The sequence below is a fragment of the Streptomyces sp. CNX435 genome, assembly GCF_059570575.1.
Genome location: NZ_JCANTA010000001.1, coordinates 258,472 through 276,604, shown reverse-complemented (window position 1 = coordinate 276,604; position 18,133 = coordinate 258,472). Strand labels below are relative to the sequence as shown.

18 protein-coding genes are annotated in these 18,133 nt (G+C 74.6%); 11 read left to right on the top strand and 7 right to left on the bottom strand.

Going from position 1 to position 18,133, the window contains the following annotated elements; all coding sequences use genetic code 11:
* The first annotated feature begins 64 nt into the window (after nt 1–64).
* Nucleotides 65–430, top strand: coding sequence for an Mth938-like domain-containing protein (locus tag T328_RS01105; protein ID WP_496493874.1), 366 nt, complete (start codon nt 65–67; stop codon nt 428–430).
* Between the two features lie 31 nt (nt 431–461).
* Here T328_RS01105 and T328_RS01100 read toward each other — a convergent pair whose 3' ends face one another.
* Nucleotides 462–947 (bottom strand): GtrA family protein, encoded by a 486-nt coding sequence (locus tag T328_RS01100; RefSeq protein WP_496493873.1) that lies wholly within the window; start codon nt 945–947, stop codon nt 462–464.
* A gap of 322 nt (nt 948–1,269) precedes the next feature.
* Between T328_RS01100 and T328_RS01095 the strand changes: the two genes are divergently transcribed.
* Both T328_RS01095 and T328_RS01090 read left to right on the top strand, forming a co-directional pair.
* Nucleotides 1,270–1,710 (top strand): VOC family protein, encoded by a 441-nt coding sequence (locus T328_RS01095; protein WP_496493872.1) that lies wholly within the window; start codon nt 1,270–1,272, stop codon nt 1,708–1,710.
* Nucleotides 1,711–1,762: 52 nt separating this feature from the next.
* Nucleotides 1,763–2,167, top strand: coding sequence for a nuclear transport factor 2 family protein (locus tag T328_RS01090; protein ID WP_496493871.1), 405 nt, complete (start codon nt 1,763–1,765; stop codon nt 2,165–2,167).
* A 200-nt stretch (nt 2,168–2,367) separates the two neighbouring features.
* Here T328_RS01090 and T328_RS01085 read toward each other — a convergent pair whose 3' ends face one another.
* Together T328_RS01085 and T328_RS01080 are read right to left on the bottom strand one after the other, a co-directional pair.
* Nucleotides 2,368–2,940 carry a dihydrofolate reductase family protein gene (locus T328_RS01085; RefSeq protein ID WP_496493870.1) on the bottom strand — a complete coding sequence of 191 codons (573 nt, stop codon included), beginning with the start codon at nt 2,938–2,940 and terminating at the stop codon, nt 2,368–2,370.
* A 124-nt stretch (nt 2,941–3,064) separates the two neighbouring features.
* On the bottom strand, nt 3,065–4,162 hold the full coding sequence (locus T328_RS01080) for a baeRF3 domain-containing protein (protein WP_496493869.1): 1,098 nt from the start codon (nt 4,160–4,162) through the stop codon (nt 3,065–3,067).
* A gap of 370 nt (nt 4,163–4,532) precedes the next feature.
* On the opposite strand from T328_RS01080, the gene T328_RS01075 reads away from it, so the two are divergent.
* Both T328_RS01075 and T328_RS01070 read left to right on the top strand, forming a co-directional pair.
* Nucleotides 4,533–5,099, top strand: a complete 567-nt coding sequence (locus tag T328_RS01075; protein WP_496494291.1) for an RNA polymerase sigma factor — start codon at nt 4,533–4,535, stop codon at nt 5,097–5,099.
* A complete protein-coding gene (locus T328_RS01070; RefSeq protein ID WP_496493868.1) occupies nt 5,096–5,434 on the top strand; it encodes a hypothetical protein in 339 nt (112 codons plus the stop codon). Before T328_RS01075 ends, T328_RS01070 begins: the two co-directional genes overlap by 4 nt.
* 57 nt (nt 5,435–5,491) lie before the next feature.
* On the opposite strand, the gene T328_RS01065 is transcribed toward T328_RS01070, so the two are convergent.
* Both T328_RS01065 and T328_RS01060 read right to left on the bottom strand, forming a co-directional pair.
* Nucleotides 5,492–6,958 (bottom strand): multicopper oxidase family protein, encoded by a 1,467-nt coding sequence (locus tag T328_RS01065; RefSeq protein ID WP_496494290.1) that lies wholly within the window; start codon nt 6,956–6,958, stop codon nt 5,492–5,494.
* Between the two features lie 421 nt (nt 6,959–7,379).
* Nucleotides 7,380–8,297 (bottom strand): LysR family transcriptional regulator, encoded by a 918-nt coding sequence (locus T328_RS01060; RefSeq protein WP_496493867.1) that lies wholly within the window; start codon nt 8,295–8,297, stop codon nt 7,380–7,382.
* A 102-nt stretch (nt 8,298–8,399) separates the two neighbouring features.
* Between T328_RS01060 and T328_RS01055 the strand changes: the two genes are divergently transcribed.
* A complete protein-coding gene (locus T328_RS01055; RefSeq protein ID WP_496493866.1) occupies nt 8,400–9,527 on the top strand; it encodes an aldo/keto reductase in 1,128 nt (375 codons plus the stop codon).
* Nucleotides 9,528–9,610: 83 nt separating this feature from the next.
* Here T328_RS01055 and T328_RS01050 read toward each other — a convergent pair whose 3' ends face one another.
* On the bottom strand, nt 9,611–11,779 hold the full coding sequence (locus T328_RS01050; protein WP_496493865.1) for a serine/threonine-protein kinase: 2,169 nt from the start codon (nt 11,777–11,779) through the stop codon (nt 9,611–9,613).
* Nucleotides 11,780–12,015: 236 nt separating this feature from the next.
* On the opposite strand from T328_RS01050, the gene T328_RS01045 reads away from it, so the two are divergent.
* Nucleotides 12,016–12,717 (top strand): hypothetical protein, encoded by a 702-nt coding sequence (locus tag T328_RS01045; RefSeq protein ID WP_496493864.1) that lies wholly within the window; start codon nt 12,016–12,018, stop codon nt 12,715–12,717.
* Between the two features lie 77 nt (nt 12,718–12,794).
* On the opposite strand, the gene T328_RS01040 is transcribed toward T328_RS01045, so the two are convergent.
* Nucleotides 12,795–13,910 (bottom strand): peptidoglycan recognition protein family protein, encoded by a 1,116-nt coding sequence (locus tag T328_RS01040; protein WP_496493863.1) that lies wholly within the window; start codon nt 13,908–13,910, stop codon nt 12,795–12,797.
* A 262-nt stretch (nt 13,911–14,172) separates the two neighbouring features.
* On the opposite strand from T328_RS01040, the gene T328_RS01035 reads away from it, so the two are divergent.
* The 4 genes from T328_RS01035 to T328_RS01020 all read left to right on the top strand — a co-directional run bounded on the left by T328_RS01035 (nt 14,173) and on the right by T328_RS01020 (nt 18,129).
* On the top strand, nt 14,173–14,808 hold the full coding sequence (locus T328_RS01035; protein ID WP_496493862.1) for a helix-turn-helix domain-containing protein: 636 nt from the start codon (nt 14,173–14,175) through the stop codon (nt 14,806–14,808).
* Between the two features lie 63 nt (nt 14,809–14,871).
* Complete coding sequence (locus tag T328_RS01030; RefSeq protein ID WP_496493861.1) at nt 14,872–16,062, top strand: NAD(P)/FAD-dependent oxidoreductase; 1,191 nt, start codon at nt 14,872–14,874, stop codon at nt 16,060–16,062.
* A 277-nt stretch (nt 16,063–16,339) separates the two neighbouring features.
* Nucleotides 16,340–16,597 (top strand): (2Fe-2S)-binding protein, encoded by a 258-nt coding sequence (locus T328_RS01025; protein WP_496493860.1) that lies wholly within the window; start codon nt 16,340–16,342, stop codon nt 16,595–16,597.
* Nucleotides 16,594–18,129: an FAD-dependent oxidoreductase gene (locus T328_RS01020; protein ID WP_496493859.1), complete on the top strand. Its 1,536-nt coding sequence runs from the start codon at nt 16,594–16,596 to the stop codon at nt 18,127–18,129. Before T328_RS01025 ends, T328_RS01020 begins: the two co-directional genes overlap by 4 nt.
* Nucleotides 18,130–18,133: the final 4 nt, after the last annotated feature.

Genomic DNA, 18,133 nt, shown 5'->3' with positions numbered 1-18,133 from the left:
GCCTGGGATGGGCTGGCCTACGATGGGCGCGAAGTCGCCCCGCCCAGGCCGCCGGAGGACCCCGATGGAGCACTCACCGAAGATCACACACCTGTCATGGGGGCGGATGGTGGTCGAGGGGATCGGCGAGGGCAAGGACTTCAAGCTGTTCCCGGGCGGCGGCCACGCGTGGGACTGGAACGAGTACGGGACCCGCCACGAGCCCGGCATCCGCCCGGAGGACACCCGCGAACTGCTGGCCCACGGCGCCACCGTGATCGTCCTCAGCGAGGGCATGGACCGCCGCCTCAAGACGATGCCGGAGACGCTGGCGCTCCTCGCGGAGGAGGGCGTCGAGGTGCACGTGGCACCCACCCCCGAGGCCGTCGAGCTGTACAACTCCCTGGCGGCGGCCGGCCCGGTGGGCGGGCTGTTCCACTCCACCTGCTGAGACCGCGCCCGCCGCGGTCGGGCCCGCGGCGCTACGCGGCCATCGTCACGGCCGCCTTGGCGAGCGCCGGCGCACGGCGGACGCGGCGGTCACGGCGGTCACGGCGGTCACGGCGGTCGTCGGCGAAGACCACCGCGCGGAGGACCACGAAGCGACCGACGCCCGCCAGGGCCGACGCGGAGAGGTAGACGGTCTGCTCGGTGACCACCGAGGGGTCCGCCCGCACCGCGTGCAGCGCCAGCAGCGCGGCGGTGGTGAAGGCGTAGCACACGGCGGCCGTCAGCGCGGACTGCAGGTGTACGCGCCACCCGCCGCGCTCGCTGCGGAACGACACCCGGCCGTGCAACTCGGTGGCCAGCAGCGTCGAGACCACGGTGATCAGGGCGTTGGCGACCATCATCGGCAGCGCGCCGTCGAGGAGCACGAGCGCGCCGCTGGAGGCGAGCCCGACGCCGCCACCGCAGACCACGAACCGGGCGAACGCCGCGACGGCCGGGCGGCTGGGAAGCTGGATCACGGGGTCCTCCGAGGTCGGTGTGCACCGCTGTTGCGATGGCACCCCCGAAGTTACGGATCACCCGGCCCCGGCACGATCCGGGTTTCCCCCGGCCTTGGTAGGGGTTACCCCCCCTCCACCCCTGAGGGCTGGCGTCACCCCGAAGTACCGCCCAGGTCCACCGCGCCCCCGGACCTCCGCTCCTACCAGCACAGTTCCCCTCCTCGTCGGTGAACGTCCCCGTCGAACCGTCCGCGCCGAGTGTCGCCGGCCGCACCACGGTCCTGCCGCTCTCCGCCGGCGAAGCGGCTATCGTGGCGTGCCGTACAAGGGAGGCCCGGCCATGGCCATCAAGCGGATGGACAACGTCCTCATCGTCGTCGACGACCTCGACGCGGTCATCGCGTTCTTCGTCGAACTCGGCATGGAACTCGAGGGCAGGGGCCCGCTCGACTGGCGCGGGGCGGAACAGGTGATCGGGCTTGACGATGTCCGGCAGGACGTGGCCATGCTCCGCGTCCCGGGCGGCCATGGGCGGGTGGAGCTGGCGAAGTTCCACCGGCCCAAGGCCATCGTCCCCGAGCCGCAGGAAGCCCCGGCGAACACCCTCGGCCTGCGGCGCGCCATGTTCGCCGTCGATGACATCGAGGACGTCGTCACCCGCCTACGCGCCCGGGGTGCCGAACTCGTCGGCGAGATCGTGCAGTACCAGAACGTCTACCGGCTCTGCTACGTCCGCGGCCCGGAGGGCATCGTGGTCGGACTCGCCGAGGAGCTCAGCTGAGGTCAGTGCTTGACGGGCCGCCCGGCAAGTCCGAAAGGTAAGGTCGGTGCGCATGACAGCAGGGTCACCGGCGCCGACCGTACAACGCTTGTTCCCGCTGCTCGCCGAGGGGAAGACCGCGGAGGCGGCGGCGCTGTTCGCCGACTCGGTGTCGTTCTCGATCCCGCACCCGCCGGGCATTCCGTGGGTACCGGAGGTGGACTCGGCGGCGGGCATGCGGACGTTCTTCGAGTTGCTGCAGACCCATGTGCAGGCCAAGGTGTTCGACGTCCGCCAGGTCATCGCCGAGGGCGACGATGTGGTGCTCCTCGGGCGCATCGTCTCCGAGGTCAAGAAGACGGGCCGGGACATCGACACCGCGTTCGCCCTGCACGTCACGGTCCGGGAGGGGCGGATCACCCGCTACCACCTCTATGAGGACAGCTACGCCGTCGCCAGGGCGTACTTCGACATCTGATCGTGAGCACGCCCTGCGCCGCCGCATCCCGCAGGGCCAGCCCCGCCGCCGTCGGATACCGGCGCCGGTCGCCCCCGGTGTCGTCCCCGCACCGGGCGCAGCGTGCTGTACGCGCGGACCCGCCGGGCCGAGGTGCTGCTGGCCTGACGGGTCCGGGGCGTAACGCGCGTGACGACATCGATCGGGGGCAGCGCACGTCGTCAGTGGACGACGTCGAAGACGTTCTTCTGCAGGCCGTTGGCGTACACCTCGTGCTCGACCAGCTTCAGCTTCTGGGTGTCCTTGGAGGTGTCGCTGTACAGCCGCTTGCCCGCGCCCAGCAGCAGCGGGAAGACGAGCAGGTGGTAGCGGTCGATCAGGCCCGCGTCGGAGAGGCTGTGGTTCAGGCTGGCGCTGCCGTGCACGATGATCGGGCCGCCCTCGGTCTCCTTCAGCGCGGCGACGTCGTCCATCGAGCGCAGGATGGTGATGTCGCCCCAGTCGGTGACGAGGTCGTCCTCGGCGAGGGTGGTGGAGACGACGTACTTCGGCAGGACCTTGTACCGGGCGAACTCCTCCATGCCCGGCCAGACCGGGCTGAACGCCTCGTAGCTGACCCGCCCCATCATCAGCGCGTCGGACTCCTCCTGCTCCCGGCCCTTGATCTCGTACGCCTCGGGGAGGAACTCGACGTCCTTGAAGGTCCAGCCGGAGTTGCGGTAACCGGGCTCGCCGCCTGGGGCTTCCACGACGCCGTCGAGGGAGACGAAGGCGGTGCTGATCAGAGTACGCATGATCGATAGCTCCTGGTCCGGTGGTGTCGGGCGGGGCTCTGCCCCCGCCGCGTGCGGTCATCCTTTACGACGGCACGGCGCGCCGAAAGTCATCGCCGACGGTGCGAACGGATTTCGCCGCCGTTCAGTAGCGCAGCACCGCCGCGATCCGGTCGTGGTCCGCGAGGGCGTCGTCGGGGACGAAGGTGACCTCCGCGCCGGTGTCGAGTGCCTTCTCGACGATCTCGTCCACGATGTCGTGGCGCGCCCGCGGGTCGTCGTCCTCGGCGGGGATGAGGTGGTCGTCGTCCGCCGGGCGCACGGTGATGCGGTAGTTCTCCTCGACGACCAGGCGGCGGACGCGGCCGTCGGAGACCTTCGCCCACACCTCGTCCACGCCGCCCGCGAAGGCCCGGCGGCCCCTGGCGTCGTCCAGGGCCTCGATCGCCGCGCCGGTTTCGCGGCGCGCCGCCGCGTCCAGGGCGGGGGCGACGGCCCGTGCGACCGCGTCCGGAGGGCCGTGGGCCAGGCCGCCGTGGTGGATGTGCACGGCGGTCGCGGCGGCGGTGCCGGCGTCGGCGAGCAGGGCGAGGGCGGCGTCCTCGCCGGTGGTGTAGAGGGGCCGCGGGTCCTTCCGCAGCACGGCGTGCAGCGCCGCGTCGGCGTCCCGCAGGAAGTGGCGGACCTCCTCGTCGCGGAACGTGCTGGGCGTGTCCCCGATCCGCTCCTCCCGCTCCACGTCGGGGTTCTCCAGGCTTCTGGTCATCGGGAAGCCCCCGCCGGTAGCCTCGGTGACGTGCCGGCCGGAGCCGCTCCAGAGGGTGACGCGGTCGGCGGCCAGGGACAGCACCCAGTACGGGCGCTGCGCCGCGTAGGCCGCCACCAGGTTGCGGGTGAGGAACGTCTCGGAGAGTACGACCCGTTCGGGGACGGCGCGCGGGAGCGCATACACGTGGTGCTCGCCCACGGTGGCGAGGACGACGAGGCCGTCCAGCGCCCGGGAGAGGTCCGTCTCGTCGGCGGCGGCGGTGAGCTGCGTACGGATCTCGTGGCGGGCCGCGCGGGTCACGCCGGGGTCGCGTTCGAGCTGCCGGTCGGCCTCGGCGAGGACGTTGCGCAGCCGCACGGAGTCCTCGGCGTTGCGGGGCGCGCGCCGGTCCGTCGGCAGCGTGAGCGACACGGCGGGGTACGGGCGCCGCTCGCGCAGCTCCGCGAGCGCGGTGGGGGTGAGCGAGGTGTGCATGGTCCCCTTTCCGGGTCCGAGGGCCGTGGGATACGCCGGGTCAGGGGCGCGAAGCCGCCGCGCCCCCGCGCGCCGGTGACGAGGAGGCCGGCGTCCGGCTCGTCCACGCCCGGGGTCCGTATCCGAGCCTGGATCACGCCCGCCGGGCGCACCAGCGCTGCGCGCGCAGTCGGGTGAGAGTGTGAATCCTTTCGGGGCCCGCCGCTCTCTTATCCGTGTACCGCTGTCCATGCACCGGCCGAACGGGCCGGTGAAACCGGGAGGAGACATCCATGATGGTCACCGGCCTCGTGGCGATCGGAGCCTTGCTCGTGGGCGCATGCAGCTGGCACCTGGTGCGGCGCTCCAGGAGCCGGAGCCGACGAGCCCAGTGAACCGACGCTTCCCCTGGCCCGACGAGCGGCTGGTCAAGGCCGCTCAGGACGGCGACGCCGACTCGCTCGCCGACGTCGTCCTGAAGTCGCGGCCGCATGTGCGCAGGTTCGCCCTGTCGCTGTGCGCCTCGCCGCAGGACGCGGAGGACGCGGCGCAGGAGGCGCTGATCGTCCTCTACCGGAAGATCGGCACCCTGCGGGCCACCGGTGCGCTCGCCTCGTGGATGTTCCGGATCGTACGCAACGAATGCCTCCGGCAGGCGCGGCTGCTCGTCTCGCGGCGCGACGAGACACCGGCCGGGCCGGAGGCGGCCACGGAACCGTCCGCCGAGGACGCGGTGCTACACCGGCTGGAGGCGGAGCGGATCGCGGCGGCGGTCTGCGCCCTTCCCCGCGACCAGCGGCAGGTCCTGATCATGCGGGACGTGCACGGCCTGCCCGGCAAGACCGTCGCGCGTGCGCTCGGGCTGAGCGGCGCGGCGATGAAGTCCCGGCTGCACCGGGCGCGCGCGGCGCTGCGGCACTCACTGACGGCGAACACCCAAGGAGACACGTCACCGTGAAGCCCGTGAACACCGTCGAGCCCGCGAGCACTGTCGAGCCCGTGAACACCGCGGGTCCCGGGCGGCCCGCGCCGCGGGCGGACGCCGCCGTCCCGTCCGTCCGCCGCCAACTGGCGTGCGGCGCCCTCGGCTTCGGGCTGCTCGCCGGCTCGGTCGCCCTGCTGCCCGTGGTCGGCCCGGCCGCCCTGCTGGCGGCCCCGCCGGCCCTGATCGCCTTCCGCGGCTGTCCCACCTGCTGGCTGGCCGGCCTCGCGCAGAGCGTTTCCCGCGGCCGGCTGGAACGCCGCTGCGCGGACGGTGCCTGCACCCTCGCCAGGCCCCACCCGCCGGAGTAGCCCGGCCGCGCGACCGGCCGGAGGGGCCCCGCCCCTCCGGCCGGTGGCGGCCGGGCGTCAGCTGATCTTCATCGTCGCCATCATGCCCATCGCGGAGTGGTCCAGCATGTGGCAGTGGTAGACGTACGAGCCCCGGTGGGTGTCGAACGTCGCCTGGAGCTTGACCGTCTCGTTCGGGAGGAGGTTGATGGTGTCCTTCAGGCCGGCCTCGGCCGGGCCCGGGGCCTGGCCGCCCCGCTCCAGGACGCGGAACTGGACCAGGTGCATGTGGAAGTTGTGCAGGGCGACCTGGTTGAGGTTCTGCACCGTCCAGATCTCGCTGGCGCCGAACCGGATCTGCTGGTCCACCCGGTCCGGGTCGTAGAGCTTCTCGTCGATGTACGCCTGCGGGTTCGGCCGGCCGTCCTCGTCCATCCGCAGGGTGACGGTGCGCTCGGCGGTCGGCTGGGGCAGCGGGGGCAGCTCGCGCAGCACGGACGGGACGCTGCTGTCGTCCTCGGCGGTACGGACGATGTCGAAGCGCAGTACCTGGCCGACGAGTTCGGGGTCTCCGAAGCCGCCGGTGTTCTTCAGCACGACGCTGCTGCCGACGGCGTAGCGGGAGAAGTCGATGACGACGTCGGCGCGCTCGGCGGCGGACAGCGGGATGCTGGCGGTGGGGTGCGGGCGGGGCAGCAGCCCGCCGTCGGAGCCGATCTGGATCATCTCGCCGCCGTCCTCCAGGCCCAGCTCCATGAAGCGCTGGTTGGAGCAGTTGAGGAAGCGGATGCGGTACTTGCGGGCGGCGACCTCGACGTACGGGTACGCCTTGCCGTTGGCGATCATCGTGGACCGCTCCCGGTCGCCCATCGTGTAGTGCAGGCCGGTGGCGTCCACGTTGGCGTCGCGGATGGCGATCGGCAGGTCGTACTCCCCGGTGGGCAGCGGCAGCGCCGCCTCGACGTCGTCGGTGAGGAGGTACTGGCCGGACAGACCGCGGTAGACGTTCTCGGACTCGATGTGGTGGGCGTGGTCGTGGTACCAGAGCGAGGCGTGCGGCTGGGTGTTGGGGTAGTAGTACGTACGGTCCTCGCCCGGGGCGATGGTCTCCATCGGCTGGCCGTCGTGCTCCGGGTCCACCTCCCCGCCGTGCAGGTGCACCGACGCCGGCACGTCGAGCCGGTTGCGCTGCTGGATCACGACGGGCCGGCCCTGGCGCGCCTTGATCAGCGGCCCGGGGAAGTTGCCGTTGAACGTGAGCACCTGCGACTGGATGCCGGGGAGGATCTCCGCGGTCGCCGGCTGCATGGTCATCACGTAGACGTCCGTGCCGTCGCCCGTCGACACCGGCGACAGCACCGTGGGCCGCGGCATGGGCTGGGTGAAGGGCGTGACGGCAAGTGCCCCGGCCTTCGCCGCCGGCTGCGCGCCGGCCGGCTCGGCCCCGCCGGCCGGTGTCGTGGCCAGTGGTATCAACGCGGCTCCGGTAACCCCCGTGCACGCTGTGGCCATACCCGCAGCGAGTACCCTGCGCCGACTCACCATGAAAGCTGCCTCCATCGAACTGTGATTGTGTGCGCCCCGCTACGCCGCCGCCACGGCGGTGTGGCCTGCGGGATTCGGGGTGAGGTCGTGGCGAACGGAAGGTCCCGTCCCGAGGTCGTGTCACCCGGTACGTGGAAGGTCCGTGCGGTCACCGTCGCGGGCCGGGACCGGGAGCCGTTGGCCTCGGCCCGCCACGGGTTCAGCGGGATCCGTTGCGGATCGACAGGAGGTGTGAGCGACTCGCACCTCTCGCCGGAAGTATGGAGCGCGCCCCTTGGTGCTGACTTGATTTTCTGTCGTGGGGATTGGCGGGAAAGCCCGAAGCGGACTGATTTATTCTTCAACGACATGAACGCAGGCCAGGGGCGTCGCGGAGGGGTCCCGGACCCGGTTCGGCGGCCCGGTGGGCGGGCGCGGCGGTTCAGGCGCCGTCGGCGGTCCCGTCGGCCTGCCAGCCCCGGGCGGCGGCGAGGCCACGGGCCGTACGGACCAGCGCCGCGAGGGCCGGGGCGTCCGTGGCGCCGCGGTGGACCAGCCGCAGTGGTACGGGCGGCAGCGGGTCGGTGACGGTCAGCCGGGCGGCGCCGGGCAGCAGGTGCTCGGCGACGGAGCGGGGCAGCAGCATGAAGCCGTCGGTGAGGACGCCGAGATGGTTGCGCAGCCCGGGGACCGGGTTGTGCCAGACGGGGAAGTCCTCGCCGGTGCTGCGGGCGGCGGCCAGGACCGCGTCGTGGTATCCGGGCGCCAGGTCGCGGGCGAGGAAGCGGAAGGTCTCGCCGCGCAGGTCGCGCAGGGCGACCGCGCCGCGGGCGGCGTGCCGGTGGCCGGAGTGCACCACGGCCACGTACGGCTCGGTGCGCAGCGTCAGCGCCCGGCAGTCGGGCGGGGTCGGCAGGTGGCGGCCGAGCGCCGCGTCGAGGCCGCCGGTGCGCAGGCCGTCGACGAGCTCGGGGTCCCAGGCCTCGACCACCTCCACGGTCACCTCCGGGTGCGCCTCGGCGAGGGCGGCGAGGAGCCGGGGCATCTCGGCGTGCGCGGTGGTCGGCCCGTAGCCGACGCGCACGGTGCCGGTGGCGGTGCGGGCGGCGCGGCGGGTGACGGCGACGGTGCGCTCCGCGGCGGCCAGGGTCTCCCGCGCGGCGTCGACGAACGCCTGTCCGGCACCGGTGAGCCGGGTCGGCCGGCGCTCGAAGAGGGCGACCCCCAGCTCGTCCTCCAGCTGCCGGATCTGGCGGCTGAGCGGGGGCTGGGCGATGTGCAGCCGCTCGGCGGCGGCCTGGAACCCGCCGGTCTCGGCGACGGCGATGACGTAGCGCATCAGGCGTAGGTCCAGCGGCATACCTTCAGGGTATATCCGCAGACCAAACCGGTCTGTGCATTCTCCCCGGAGGCCGACTTACGCTCCGAGCGGCAAGTGCCCCGCCACCGATGGGAGTTGGCCATGACGACTGACGACAGCACGACGAACGCGGCCACCGGCGCCACCCGGCGCCGCGTGCTCAAGGTCACCGGCGGACTGGCCGCCGCCGCGGCGGCGGCCGGTGCCGCGACCGCGGTCCATGCCGGGCCCGCCGGGGCGCACGGCCGGCCCGGCGCACCCGGCCGGCGGGAGCTGATCACCCGGGAGGTGCCCGGCACCGGGGAGCGGCTGCCGGCCGTCGGGCTCGGCACGTTCACCACCTTCGACACCCTCCCGGACGCGCCCACCGGCCACCTCGCCGAGGTGGTCCGGCGGTTCTACGAGGCGGGCGGCCGGATCGTCGACACGTCCCCGCTCTACGGCGCCGCCGAGACGAACACCGGCGCCGCCCTCGCCGGCTTCCAGGACCGGGTGTTCGTGGCCGACAAGATCTGGTCGACCGGCGACTTCCTGTGGGACGAGGCGCACGCGCTGGCCAGCCTGGAGCGCTCCATGGAACGCCTCGCGCGCGGCCGGCCGCTCGACCTCGTCCAGGTGCACAGCCTGGTGAACATCGACTGCGTCCTGCCGATGCTGCACGCCTGGAAGGCCGAGGGCCGCATCCGCGCCATCGGCGTCACCCACCACGAGCCGGCGTACTTCGACGTGCTCGCCGACTGGATCGAGCGCGGCGACGTCGACTTCGTCCAGGTGCACTACTCCGTACGCACCCGTGCCGCGGAGGAGCGCGTGCTGCCGGCGGCGGCCGACAACGGCGTCGCGGTGCTGGTGAACATGCCGCTGGAGAAGGGGCGCCTGCACCACGTGGTGGGCGACCGGGAAGTGCCCGGCCTCGCGGCGGAGTTCGGGGCCGCCAACTGGGCGCAGTACTTCCTCAAGTGGGCCCTGGGCCACCCGGCCGTCACCGCCGTGCTGCCGGCCACGTCGAACCCCGACCACCTGACCGAGAACGTCGGCGCCATGCGCGGCGAGCTGCCCGACCGCGCGACGCGCTGGCGCATGGTACGGCAGATGGAGCAGGTGCCGGGCTTCGACGCCCTGCCGACCTCCCCCTGGTATCCGGGCAAGTCCTACCCGGGCCTGGTCACCCGCGCCCAGGCCGGGATCCGCGACCGCAGCCCGTGGTGGCCGGCGGCGCCGGCGACCTGACGCCGTCGCCGGCGGCCCCGCCGCCGGGCGCCTGAACGGGGACGCGGTCGGCGCCGGACGCCGACCGGGGTGCCGCGTGGCGATCAGACCGCCCTCTCTCCGATACGGGCCCGGTCGGCGGCCAGTTCGGCTTCCAGGCGTGCGGCCTCCTCGTGCTCCCCCGACGCACCGAGGTGATAGGCGTGGTGGCCGCGGACGGCCAGGGTATCGGGGTGATCGGGCCCCTGGACGCGGGCCCAGTCGGCGGCGACCCCGGTCAGCAGCCGCGCCGCCTCGGCGTGGTCACCCGCCGCACCGACGTGATGGGCATGGGAGTGGCGCGCGCTCAGGGTGCAGACGTGGTCCGCACCCATGACGCGCGCCCAGTCGGCCGCTACCCCGGCCAGCAGCCGCGCCGCCTCGGCGTGCTCCCCCGCCGCGCCCAGCTCCCACGCGCTGTGGAAGCGGGCCAGCAGGGTGTCGTAGTGGTCGGGCCCCAGGACGCGTACGCGGTCGGCGGCCAGCTCCGCGTACGCGCGTGCGGCCTCCGCATGCTCCCCGGCCGCTCCGAGGTTGCGGGCGCGGGACCCGCGGGCGTCCAGGGTCTGGAGGTGGTCGGGCCCCAGCACCCGGGCCTGGTCGGGGATGAGCGCGGCCAGCAGTCGCGCGGCCTCCGCGTGGTCCCCCGCAAGTCCCAGGAAGTGCGCGTGGAACATGCGGGCGACCAGGGTTTTGACGTGGTCGGGGCCGTGCACCCGGATCCGGTCGTCGAGGAGGACGGACAAGAGGCGCGCGGCCTGCGCGTAGTCCCCCGTCTCGGCGATGTTGAGGGCCTGGATGTGGCGGGCGAGCAGCGTGTCGGGGTGGTCGGGGCCGCACAGGCGTACGTGGTCCGGGACGACGTCGGCCAGCAGCCGCAGGGCTTCCTCCGGGAGCCCGGTGTTCCCGAGGGCCTCGGCGTACTGCCGGCGGGCCCCCAGGGTGTTGAGGTCGTCGGTGCCGCGCTGTCGTTGGAGGGCCGGGATGACGTCGGCCAGTATCTCCGCGGCCTCCGCGTACCGTTTCGTGTCCATGAGCGTCGAGGCGTGGTGCTGGCGGGTGTTGACGACGTCGGGGTGGTCGGGCCCCTGCACCCGGATGCGGTCCGCGACGAGTGCGGCGACCAGCCGCTCGGCCTCCGGATAGTCGCCCGACTTCGTGGCCCGGAGCGCGTGCCGCTGGCGGCGGTTCAGGGCGCGGGGCCGGTCGGCTCTGGGCGTGCGGCGGCGGCCGGAGGCGGGCTGCGGATCCGGCTGCGGATCCGGTCGGGCTTCCTCCTCGGCCGGCTGCGTGGGGGTGTAGGGCGGGGGCGCGGTCATGGTGGGCGCCTCGTACGGCGGCGGGGCGGTGCCGGACTCCGTCCCGCGCGCCGAGTCGCGCTCGGTGCCGCGCGCGGTGGCCGGTGTCGCGCGGGCCTGGATGAGGGCAGTCACGGCCTCGGGCCACGGCGGCGCGGCCGGGAAGTCGTCGCCCGGGTCCCACTCCGCGGCGATCAGGCCGAGGAGTTCCGCGGGGGTGGGCCGGTCGTCCGGGTTCTTGGCCAGACACGCGGCGACGAGGGTACGTACCCGCTCCGGCACCCCGTCCAGCTTCGGTTCCGCGGTGACCACCCGGTGCAGGACGCCCAGCGGCGCGCCCTGGCCGAACGGCTCGGCGCCGCCGGCGGCGTAGGCCAGCACGGCGCCGAAGGAGAAGACGTCGCCGGCCTGCCGGACGTCGCCGTCCTGGGCCTGCTCCGGGGACATGAAGCCCGGTGTGCCGATCGTCGCGCCGGTCCCGGTCAGCACGGTGCCGTCCAGGGCCCGGGAGATCCCGAAGTCGATCACGCGCGGGCCGTCGGCGGCCAGCAGCACGTTCGCCGGCGTGAGGTCGCGGTGGAGCAGCCCTTCGGCGTGGATGGCCTGCAGTGCCTCGACCAGCCCGGCCGCCAGCGGCCACACCGAGCCCTCCGGGAACCGCCCGGCCGCCGTCACGGCGTCGGCCAGGGAGGGGCCCGGGACGTACAGCGTGGCGATCCACGGCGGATCGTCCTCCGGGCCCGCCGCCATCACCGGCGCGGTGTACGCGCCGCTGACCGACCGCGCGGCGGCCACCTCCCGGCGGAACCGGCGCCGGAACTCCGGCTGCCTGGCCAGATGGGCGTGCACCACCTTCACCGCCGCCGCCCGCCCGCCGGGCGACCGGCCGAGGAACACCTCCCCCATGCCGCCCGCGCCCAGGCGGCCACGTAGCACGAAGTCACCCCCCCGCGCGGGGTCCCCAGCCGCCAGCGGCTCCACGGCGCTCCTCCCTCCGTGCCGGACCACACCCTCCGGCACTGCTCGCCCCCAACCCAACCACCAAGATGGCACCAGTGGTTGACCTCGGCGGCAGGTGCGCGCGAATCACCGTTGTGGACGGGGACCCGTCCCGGGTCGGGGGCGGTATGGTGCGGACGGATCATGGGGGCGTGGCGGGAGGAGCGGGCATCGTGGGACGTACGCGGCGCGGGGTGGCCGGGCTCGTTCTGCTCGCCGTCGCCGGACTGGCGGGGCCCGCCGCCTGCACCGGGCCCGACGGGGACGTGTACCGGCGCGGGGACGGGAGCGCGGGCGGGGACGCGAAGGCGTCGAGCCCGCCCCCCTCGCCCGATCCGCTGCCGCGCACGCCTCCGCCGGCGAGCCAGGTCGTCCGGAGCGCCGATGAGGTCTGCGACTTCGCGGAGCCGTTCGAGGCCGGCAAGGTGAAGGCGTACCTTCCCGACGGCCCGGCCTACAAGGGACCCGGGCCGCATCCGGCCGTGCTGTTCAGCGACGACATCGCCGTCGAGGAGAGCGAGCCGCCGCAGCTGCCGGACGACTGGACGGCGGACTTCGCGAACAACGACACCCAGCTGGTGGTCTGCCAGTACGACGACTGGGACTACCCGAGTCACAAGGTCGGCACCTGCACCTACCTCGGCGGCTCGAACAACTCGGGCGACGGCGTGGTCGACGTGGAGAGCGCGCGCTACATATTCCGTGTCTTCGAGGCGCGCACGGGCGCGCTGGTAACGAAGTTCGCCCTCGACGGCACGACGACCCCCGAGCAGACGTGCCCCGAGTCTGCCCTCTACCCGGCCACGGAGTTCCAGCTGGTCACGAGCGAGGCCCTCGCCGACAAGCTCCGGCCGTACGTCACAGGCCGCCGCTGACGAAGGCGACCGCCGCGCCGCCCTCCGGGGGCGTACGCGACGGCCGCCGCGCGCTCGGTCCGTACGGGACCAGGCCGTCAGGACAGCAACTGCTTCCACACCGTCGCGTCCAGCTTCCGGCCGGCCGGCGCCCGCTTGCCGCGGCCCTGCAGCGCCTCCAGGGCCTTCGCGACCTCGCCGTCCCCGGCGCGCCCGCGCGGCGTGATCAGCGGCCAGATGTCCGAGCCCAGGTAGCCGGTCTCGTCGGCGCTCTTGTGGATCTCCGCCGAGCACGAGTGCCGCTCGACGCCGCTCATCTCGGCCAGCTTCGCCACGGCCGCCTTCGTCGACGGGCCGAACATCCCGTCGGCCCGCAGCCCCGTGAACCCGCGGGCGCGCAGCAGGTGCTGCGCGGCGCGTACCGTCGGGCCGCTGTCGCCGGGCCGCAGCAGCGGCCAGACGGCGGTCCGGGCCGGGGCCGGGACGCCGAGCACCCCGGCCACCGCTTCGCGCAGCTCCGGCAGGCGCCCGTAGAGCACCTCGCCGGGGCACTCGGTGGAGTTGAAGTCGCGGTGGCCCATGATGTTCTCCACCGGCCGCCCGTACTGCCCGGCGATCCAGGCGACCATCGCGACGAGCGAGTCCCACAGCGCGGCTGGCACGTCGACTTCGGTGTAGAGGCCCTCGTTCTCGATGCCGATGACCTCGCTGTTGTGGCCGCCGACGTTGGCGCCCTGCACGTGCTGGGTGCCGCCGCGCACGACGTCCAGGCTCTCGTGCCGGCCTTCGAGGTTGTAGCCGCCGCGGCTGATGGTGAACTGCTGGCCGGTGTCGCCCCAGCCGTTGCCGTCCATGTGGAAGTTCTGGATGGACCGGCAGATTTCCATGGCGTGTTCGAGCGAGTAATCCTCGCTGTTGCCGGGTTCCGCGGTGTGGTGGACGACGATGTACGTCGGCACGTGGTCGAGGATGACGATGTCGGTTTCCGGCGGCCGGGCACCCCATTCGGCGGTGCTGTAGATGCGCGGCTCGGGGGCCGCGAGCGAACGCGCGCCGCGGAGCGGGACGGGGGCCGCGGCGGGCGCGGACGCGGTCGCTGACCTGGGCGCGGCGTTCGCGAGCCCCGCCGCGCCGAGCCCGAGCGCTCCGGCCGCGGAGGCGGTCAGTCCGCCGCGCAGCAGAGCGCGGCGGCCGAAACCCGGATGTGCTGCCATCCTGGTCTCCTTCAGGTGGGGGGTGGGTGTGGGGGATCAGGGATTGTGCGCGTTGTCCGATCGGCCATGAAAACATCCGGGGCATGCACACGACAACCCCTGGGTTAAACAACGACCCTTTATGCACGGGGAATTGGGGAAAAACTCTCCGCGCCAATGGGCCGACCAATGAAAGCGACGATACGCGAATAGTGAATACGCCCGTCGCCGCCTCGCCGGGCGCGGGGTAGCCTCTCGCGCACGTGGGCGTCGAGGAGGTCCGGTGGTACGGGAACAGGCAGGCCGGGTGCTCGGGGCCAACCTGCGGGCGCTGCGCGCCCGGGCGGGGCTCACCCTCTCCGGACTGGCGCGCGCCTCCGGCATAGCCAAGGGCACGCTGTCGCAGCTGGAGTCCGGGACCGGGAACCCCACGATCGAGACCGTGTTCAGTTTGTCGAACGCTCTCGGGGTGCCGGTGTCGTCGCTGCTCACCGAGCGCGCGGACCCGGACGTGCTGCTGGTGCGCTCGGCCGGGCTCGACGTGCTCAGCAGCGACGCGGTCGACCTGCGGATGCTGCGCCGCATGGACCTCACCGACACGGTCGTCGAGCTGTACGACCAGCGGGTGCGCCCCGGCGCGGTGCAGCACTCCGCCGGCCACCCCGGCCGTGAGCACGTCGTCGTCACGTCCGGGCGGCTCCGGGTGGGTCCGCCGGAGGCGCCGTACGAGCTGGGCCCCGGCGACTACGTCTGCTTCCCGGCGGCCGGCCCGCACGTCTACGAGACCGTCGGCGGCCCGGTGCTCTCGGTGCTGATGCTGGAGTACCCGGCCGCCGCGCACCCGGTCCCGCCCGTCGCCTCGTGCGCCGTGCCGGCGCCACGGCAGAACGCACCACACCCGCCCGACGCAGAGGCTTGACCCCCGATCAGCGCCCTCCATACGCTCGTTGTCGTTCGTTTTAATGAACAGAGGTGGTGGCAGGTGGCGTACGACGTCGTGGTCGTGGGCGCCGGCGTGATCGGCGCGGCCTGCGCCGAGGCGCTGACCGCCGCCGGGCTCTCGGTGGCGGTGCTGGACCGCGGCGCGCCCGCGAGCGGCACCACCGCCGCCGGCGAGGGCAACGTCCTGGTGTCCGACAAGGCACCCGGCCCCGAGCTGGCCCTCGCCCGGGACTCCCGCCGCCGCTGGCCCCAACTCCTCGCCGCGCTGCACGACCTGCTCGGCCCGCAGCGCGCGGAGGCGGAGTGGGAGGCCAAGGGCGGCCTGGTCGTCGCCACCACCCCCGTCGCGGCCGACGCCCTCGCGGACTTCGCCGCCGCCCAGCGCACCGCCGGCGTCCGGGCGGAGCCGGTGAGCCCCGCCGAAGCCGGCGAGCTGGAGCCGCACCTGACCGCGGACGTGACGGCGGCCGTGCACTACCCGCAGGACGGCCAGCTGCAGCCCGTGCTCGCGACGACCGCCCTGCTGGCCGCGGTACGGGCCCGCGGCGGCCGGGTGCGCCCCGGCGTCACCGCCCTCGGGGTCACCGTCGGTGCCGCGGGCGCCGTCGACGGCGTGCGCACCGACCGGGGCACGGTCCCGTGCGGCGCGGTCGTCAACGCCTGCGGCCCGTGGGCCGGCCACTTCGCCGCCGCCAGCGGCGCCCCGGTCGCGGTGCTGCCGCGGCGCGGGATGGTGCTCGTCACCGCGGCGCTGCCGGCGGGCACGGTGCGGCACAAGGTGTACGACGCCGACTACGTCGGCGCGGTGGCCGGCGGCAGCGCCGACCTGCAGACGTCGACCGTGGTGGAGGCGACGCGGGCCGGGACGGTGCTCGTCGGCTCCAGCCGGGAGCGGGTCGGGTTCGACGAGACGGTGCGGGTCGCGGTGCTGCGCGAGCTTGCGCGCAAGGCGGCCGGGCTGTTCCCCGTGCTCGCCGGAGTGCCGGTGATCCGCGCGTACGGCGGCTTCCGTCCGTACGTACCGGACCACCTGCCGGTGATCGGCGAAGACCCGCGCCGCCCGGGGCTCTGGCACGCGACGGGGCACGAGGGCGCGGGCATCGGCCTGGCGGCCGGCACCGGGCGGATGCTGGCGGACCTGCTCACGGGCGGCACGCCGGAGGTGGCCGCGGCGCCGTTCCGGGTGGACCGGCCGGGGGTCATGAGGGAGGCGGCGGATGAGCGGGAGTAGGGACAGGCGGACGAGGGCCGGCGGTACGGGAGCGCCGGGGCCGGGAGCGGAGCGCGGGGCAGGTGCCCGCGGGGGCCGCCCGGCGGATATCGGGGCGGCCGGTTCGGGTGCTGACCACGGGGGCGGTTCGGGTACGGACCACGCGGGCGGATCGGGTACGGACCACGCGGCCCGATCCGGTGCCGACCACGCGGCCCGATCCGGTACGGACCACGCGGGCGGATCCGGTGCCGACCACGCGGCCCGATCCGGTACGGACCACGCGGCCGGGGGCCCGGTGACCGTGCGGGTCGACGGGGCGGAGCTGGTCACCGAGCCCGGGCGGACCGTCGCCGGGCTGCTGCTGGCGCTCGGCCGGGTCTCCTGGCGGACCACCCGCGGCGGCGGCCGGCCCCGCGGCGTGTTCTGCGGCATCGGCGTCTGCCACGACTGCCTCGTCGTGGTCAACGGCGCACCCGACGTCCGCGCCTGCCAGCGGCTCGTCCGTGACGGCGACGACATCCGCACCCAGGACGGCGCGGAGCTGCCGTCGTGACCGGCGACGGGGAGGCCACCGGCGCGCACCGCACCGCGAACGGCACCGCGCACGGCCGGGCCGGCACAGACCGCCCGGCCGCCGGCCACACAGCCGGCCACACAGCCGGCCACACCGTCGGGAGCGGCACCGACCCTGACCGGACCGGCGCGCCCCGCACCGGCGCGCCCCGCGCCGCCCCCGCCGTCGTCATCGGCGGCGGGCCCGCCGGGATGGCCGCGGCCCGGGCCGCCGCCGGACTCGGCGTCGACGTGCTGCTCGTCGACTCCGGCGCCGCGCTGGGCGGGCAGTACCACCGGCAGGACTTCCGCACCGGCCGTGACCGGTTCCCGCTGCCGCCCGGCGTGGAGCACCTGCCGCACTCCGTGGTCTGGGCGCTGGAGCCGGTGCCCGGCGGCGGGCACCGGGTGCACCTGCGCACCGGGCCCGCCGACGGGCCGGGCCGCACCGGGCGCAGCGTCGAGACCCGCGCGCTGGTGCTGGCCACCGGGGCGTACGACCGGGCGCTGCCGTTCCCCGGCTGGGACCTGCCCGGCGTCTTCACCGCCGGCGCCGCGCAGGCGCTGGCGAAGGGGCAGGGCGTGCGCGTCGGCGAGCGCGTGCTGCTGGCCGGCACCGGGCCGTTCCTGCTGCCGGTCGCCGCGTCGCTGACGGCGGTCGGGGCCGAGGTCGCCGGGGTGCTGGAGGCCGCGGAGCCGGTCACCGCCTGGCTGCGCCGGCCCGCGGACGTCCTCGCCGGGCGCCGCAAGTTCGGCGAACTCGCCGGCTACGCCGCGCTGCTGGCCCGCCGCCGCATCCCGTACCGGCGCCGCGCCGCCGTCGTCGCCGCGCACGGCGCGGACCGCGTCGAGGAGGTCACCACGGCCCGGCTCGACGCCGGCTGGCGGGTCGTACCCGGCAGCGAGCGCCGGATGGCGGTCGACGCGGTGTGCGTCGGCTTCGGCTTCGAGCCGCAGCTGGAGACGGCGGTCGCCGTCGGCTGCGCGCTGGCCGGCGGGTTCGTCGCGGTGGACGCCGCGCAGGCGACGTCGGTGCCGGGGGTGTTCGCGGCGGGCGAGCTGACGGGCGTCGGCGGCGCGGACCTGGCAGCCGCGGAGGGCGAGGTCGCCGGCGTCGCCGCGGCCCGGCTCCTCGGCGCGCGCCCGGCGCCCCCGGTGCACGCGCTGCGGCGGGTACGGGCCGGGCGCAGGTTCGCCGCCGCGCTGGCGCGGGCGTACCCGGTGCCGGACGGGTGGCGTACGTGGCTGCGCGAGGACACCCTCGTCTGCCGGTGCGAAGAGGTCTCGTACGGCGAGCTGTGCCGCTCGGTCGAGGACCGCGAAGCGCTCGGGGTACGGGCCGTGAAGCTGGTCAGCAGGGCCGGGCTCGGGCCGTGCCAGGGCCGGGTCTGCGGCCCCAACGTCGCCTGCCTGACCGGCTCCGCGGACGCCGCGGCGTTCGCGCGCCGCCCCCTCGCGTCCCCGGTCCGGCTGGGCGAGCTGGCGGAGCCGCCGCCGCCCTCCGGCCCAGAGCCGGGAACGACACCGCCGTGACCGC

What these genes read in the sequence shown, in the direction of transcription:
- T328_RS01105 (WP_496493874.1), top strand. Translation starts at nt 65, where the DNA reads ATGGAGCACTCACCGAAGATCACACACCTGTCATGGGGGCGGATGGTG.
- T328_RS01095 (WP_496493872.1), top strand. Translation starts at nt 1,270, where the DNA reads ATGGCCATCAAGCGGATGGACAACGTCCTCATCGTCGTCGACGACCTC.
- T328_RS01090 (WP_496493871.1), top strand. Translation starts at nt 1,763, where the DNA reads ATGACAGCAGGGTCACCGGCGCCGACCGTACAACGCTTGTTCCCGCTG.
- T328_RS01085 (WP_496493870.1), bottom strand. Translation starts at nt 2,940, where the DNA reads ATGCGTACTCTGATCAGCACCGCCTTCGTCTCCCTCGACGGCGTCGTG.
- T328_RS01080 (WP_496493869.1), bottom strand. Translation starts at nt 4,162, where the DNA reads ATGCACACCTCGCTCACCCCCACCGCGCTCGCGGAGCTGCGCGAGCGG.
- T328_RS01065 (WP_496494290.1), bottom strand. Translation starts at nt 6,958, where the DNA reads ATGGTGAGTCGGCGCAGGGTACTCGCTGCGGGTATGGCCACAGCGTGC.
- T328_RS01060 (WP_496493867.1), bottom strand. Translation starts at nt 8,297, where the DNA reads ATGCCGCTGGACCTACGCCTGATGCGCTACGTCATCGCCGTCGCCGAG.
- T328_RS01055 (WP_496493866.1), top strand. Translation starts at nt 8,400, where the DNA reads ATGACGACTGACGACAGCACGACGAACGCGGCCACCGGCGCCACCCGG.
- T328_RS01040 (WP_496493863.1), bottom strand. Translation starts at nt 13,910, where the DNA reads ATGGCAGCACATCCGGGTTTCGGCCGCCGCGCTCTGCTGCGCGGCGGA.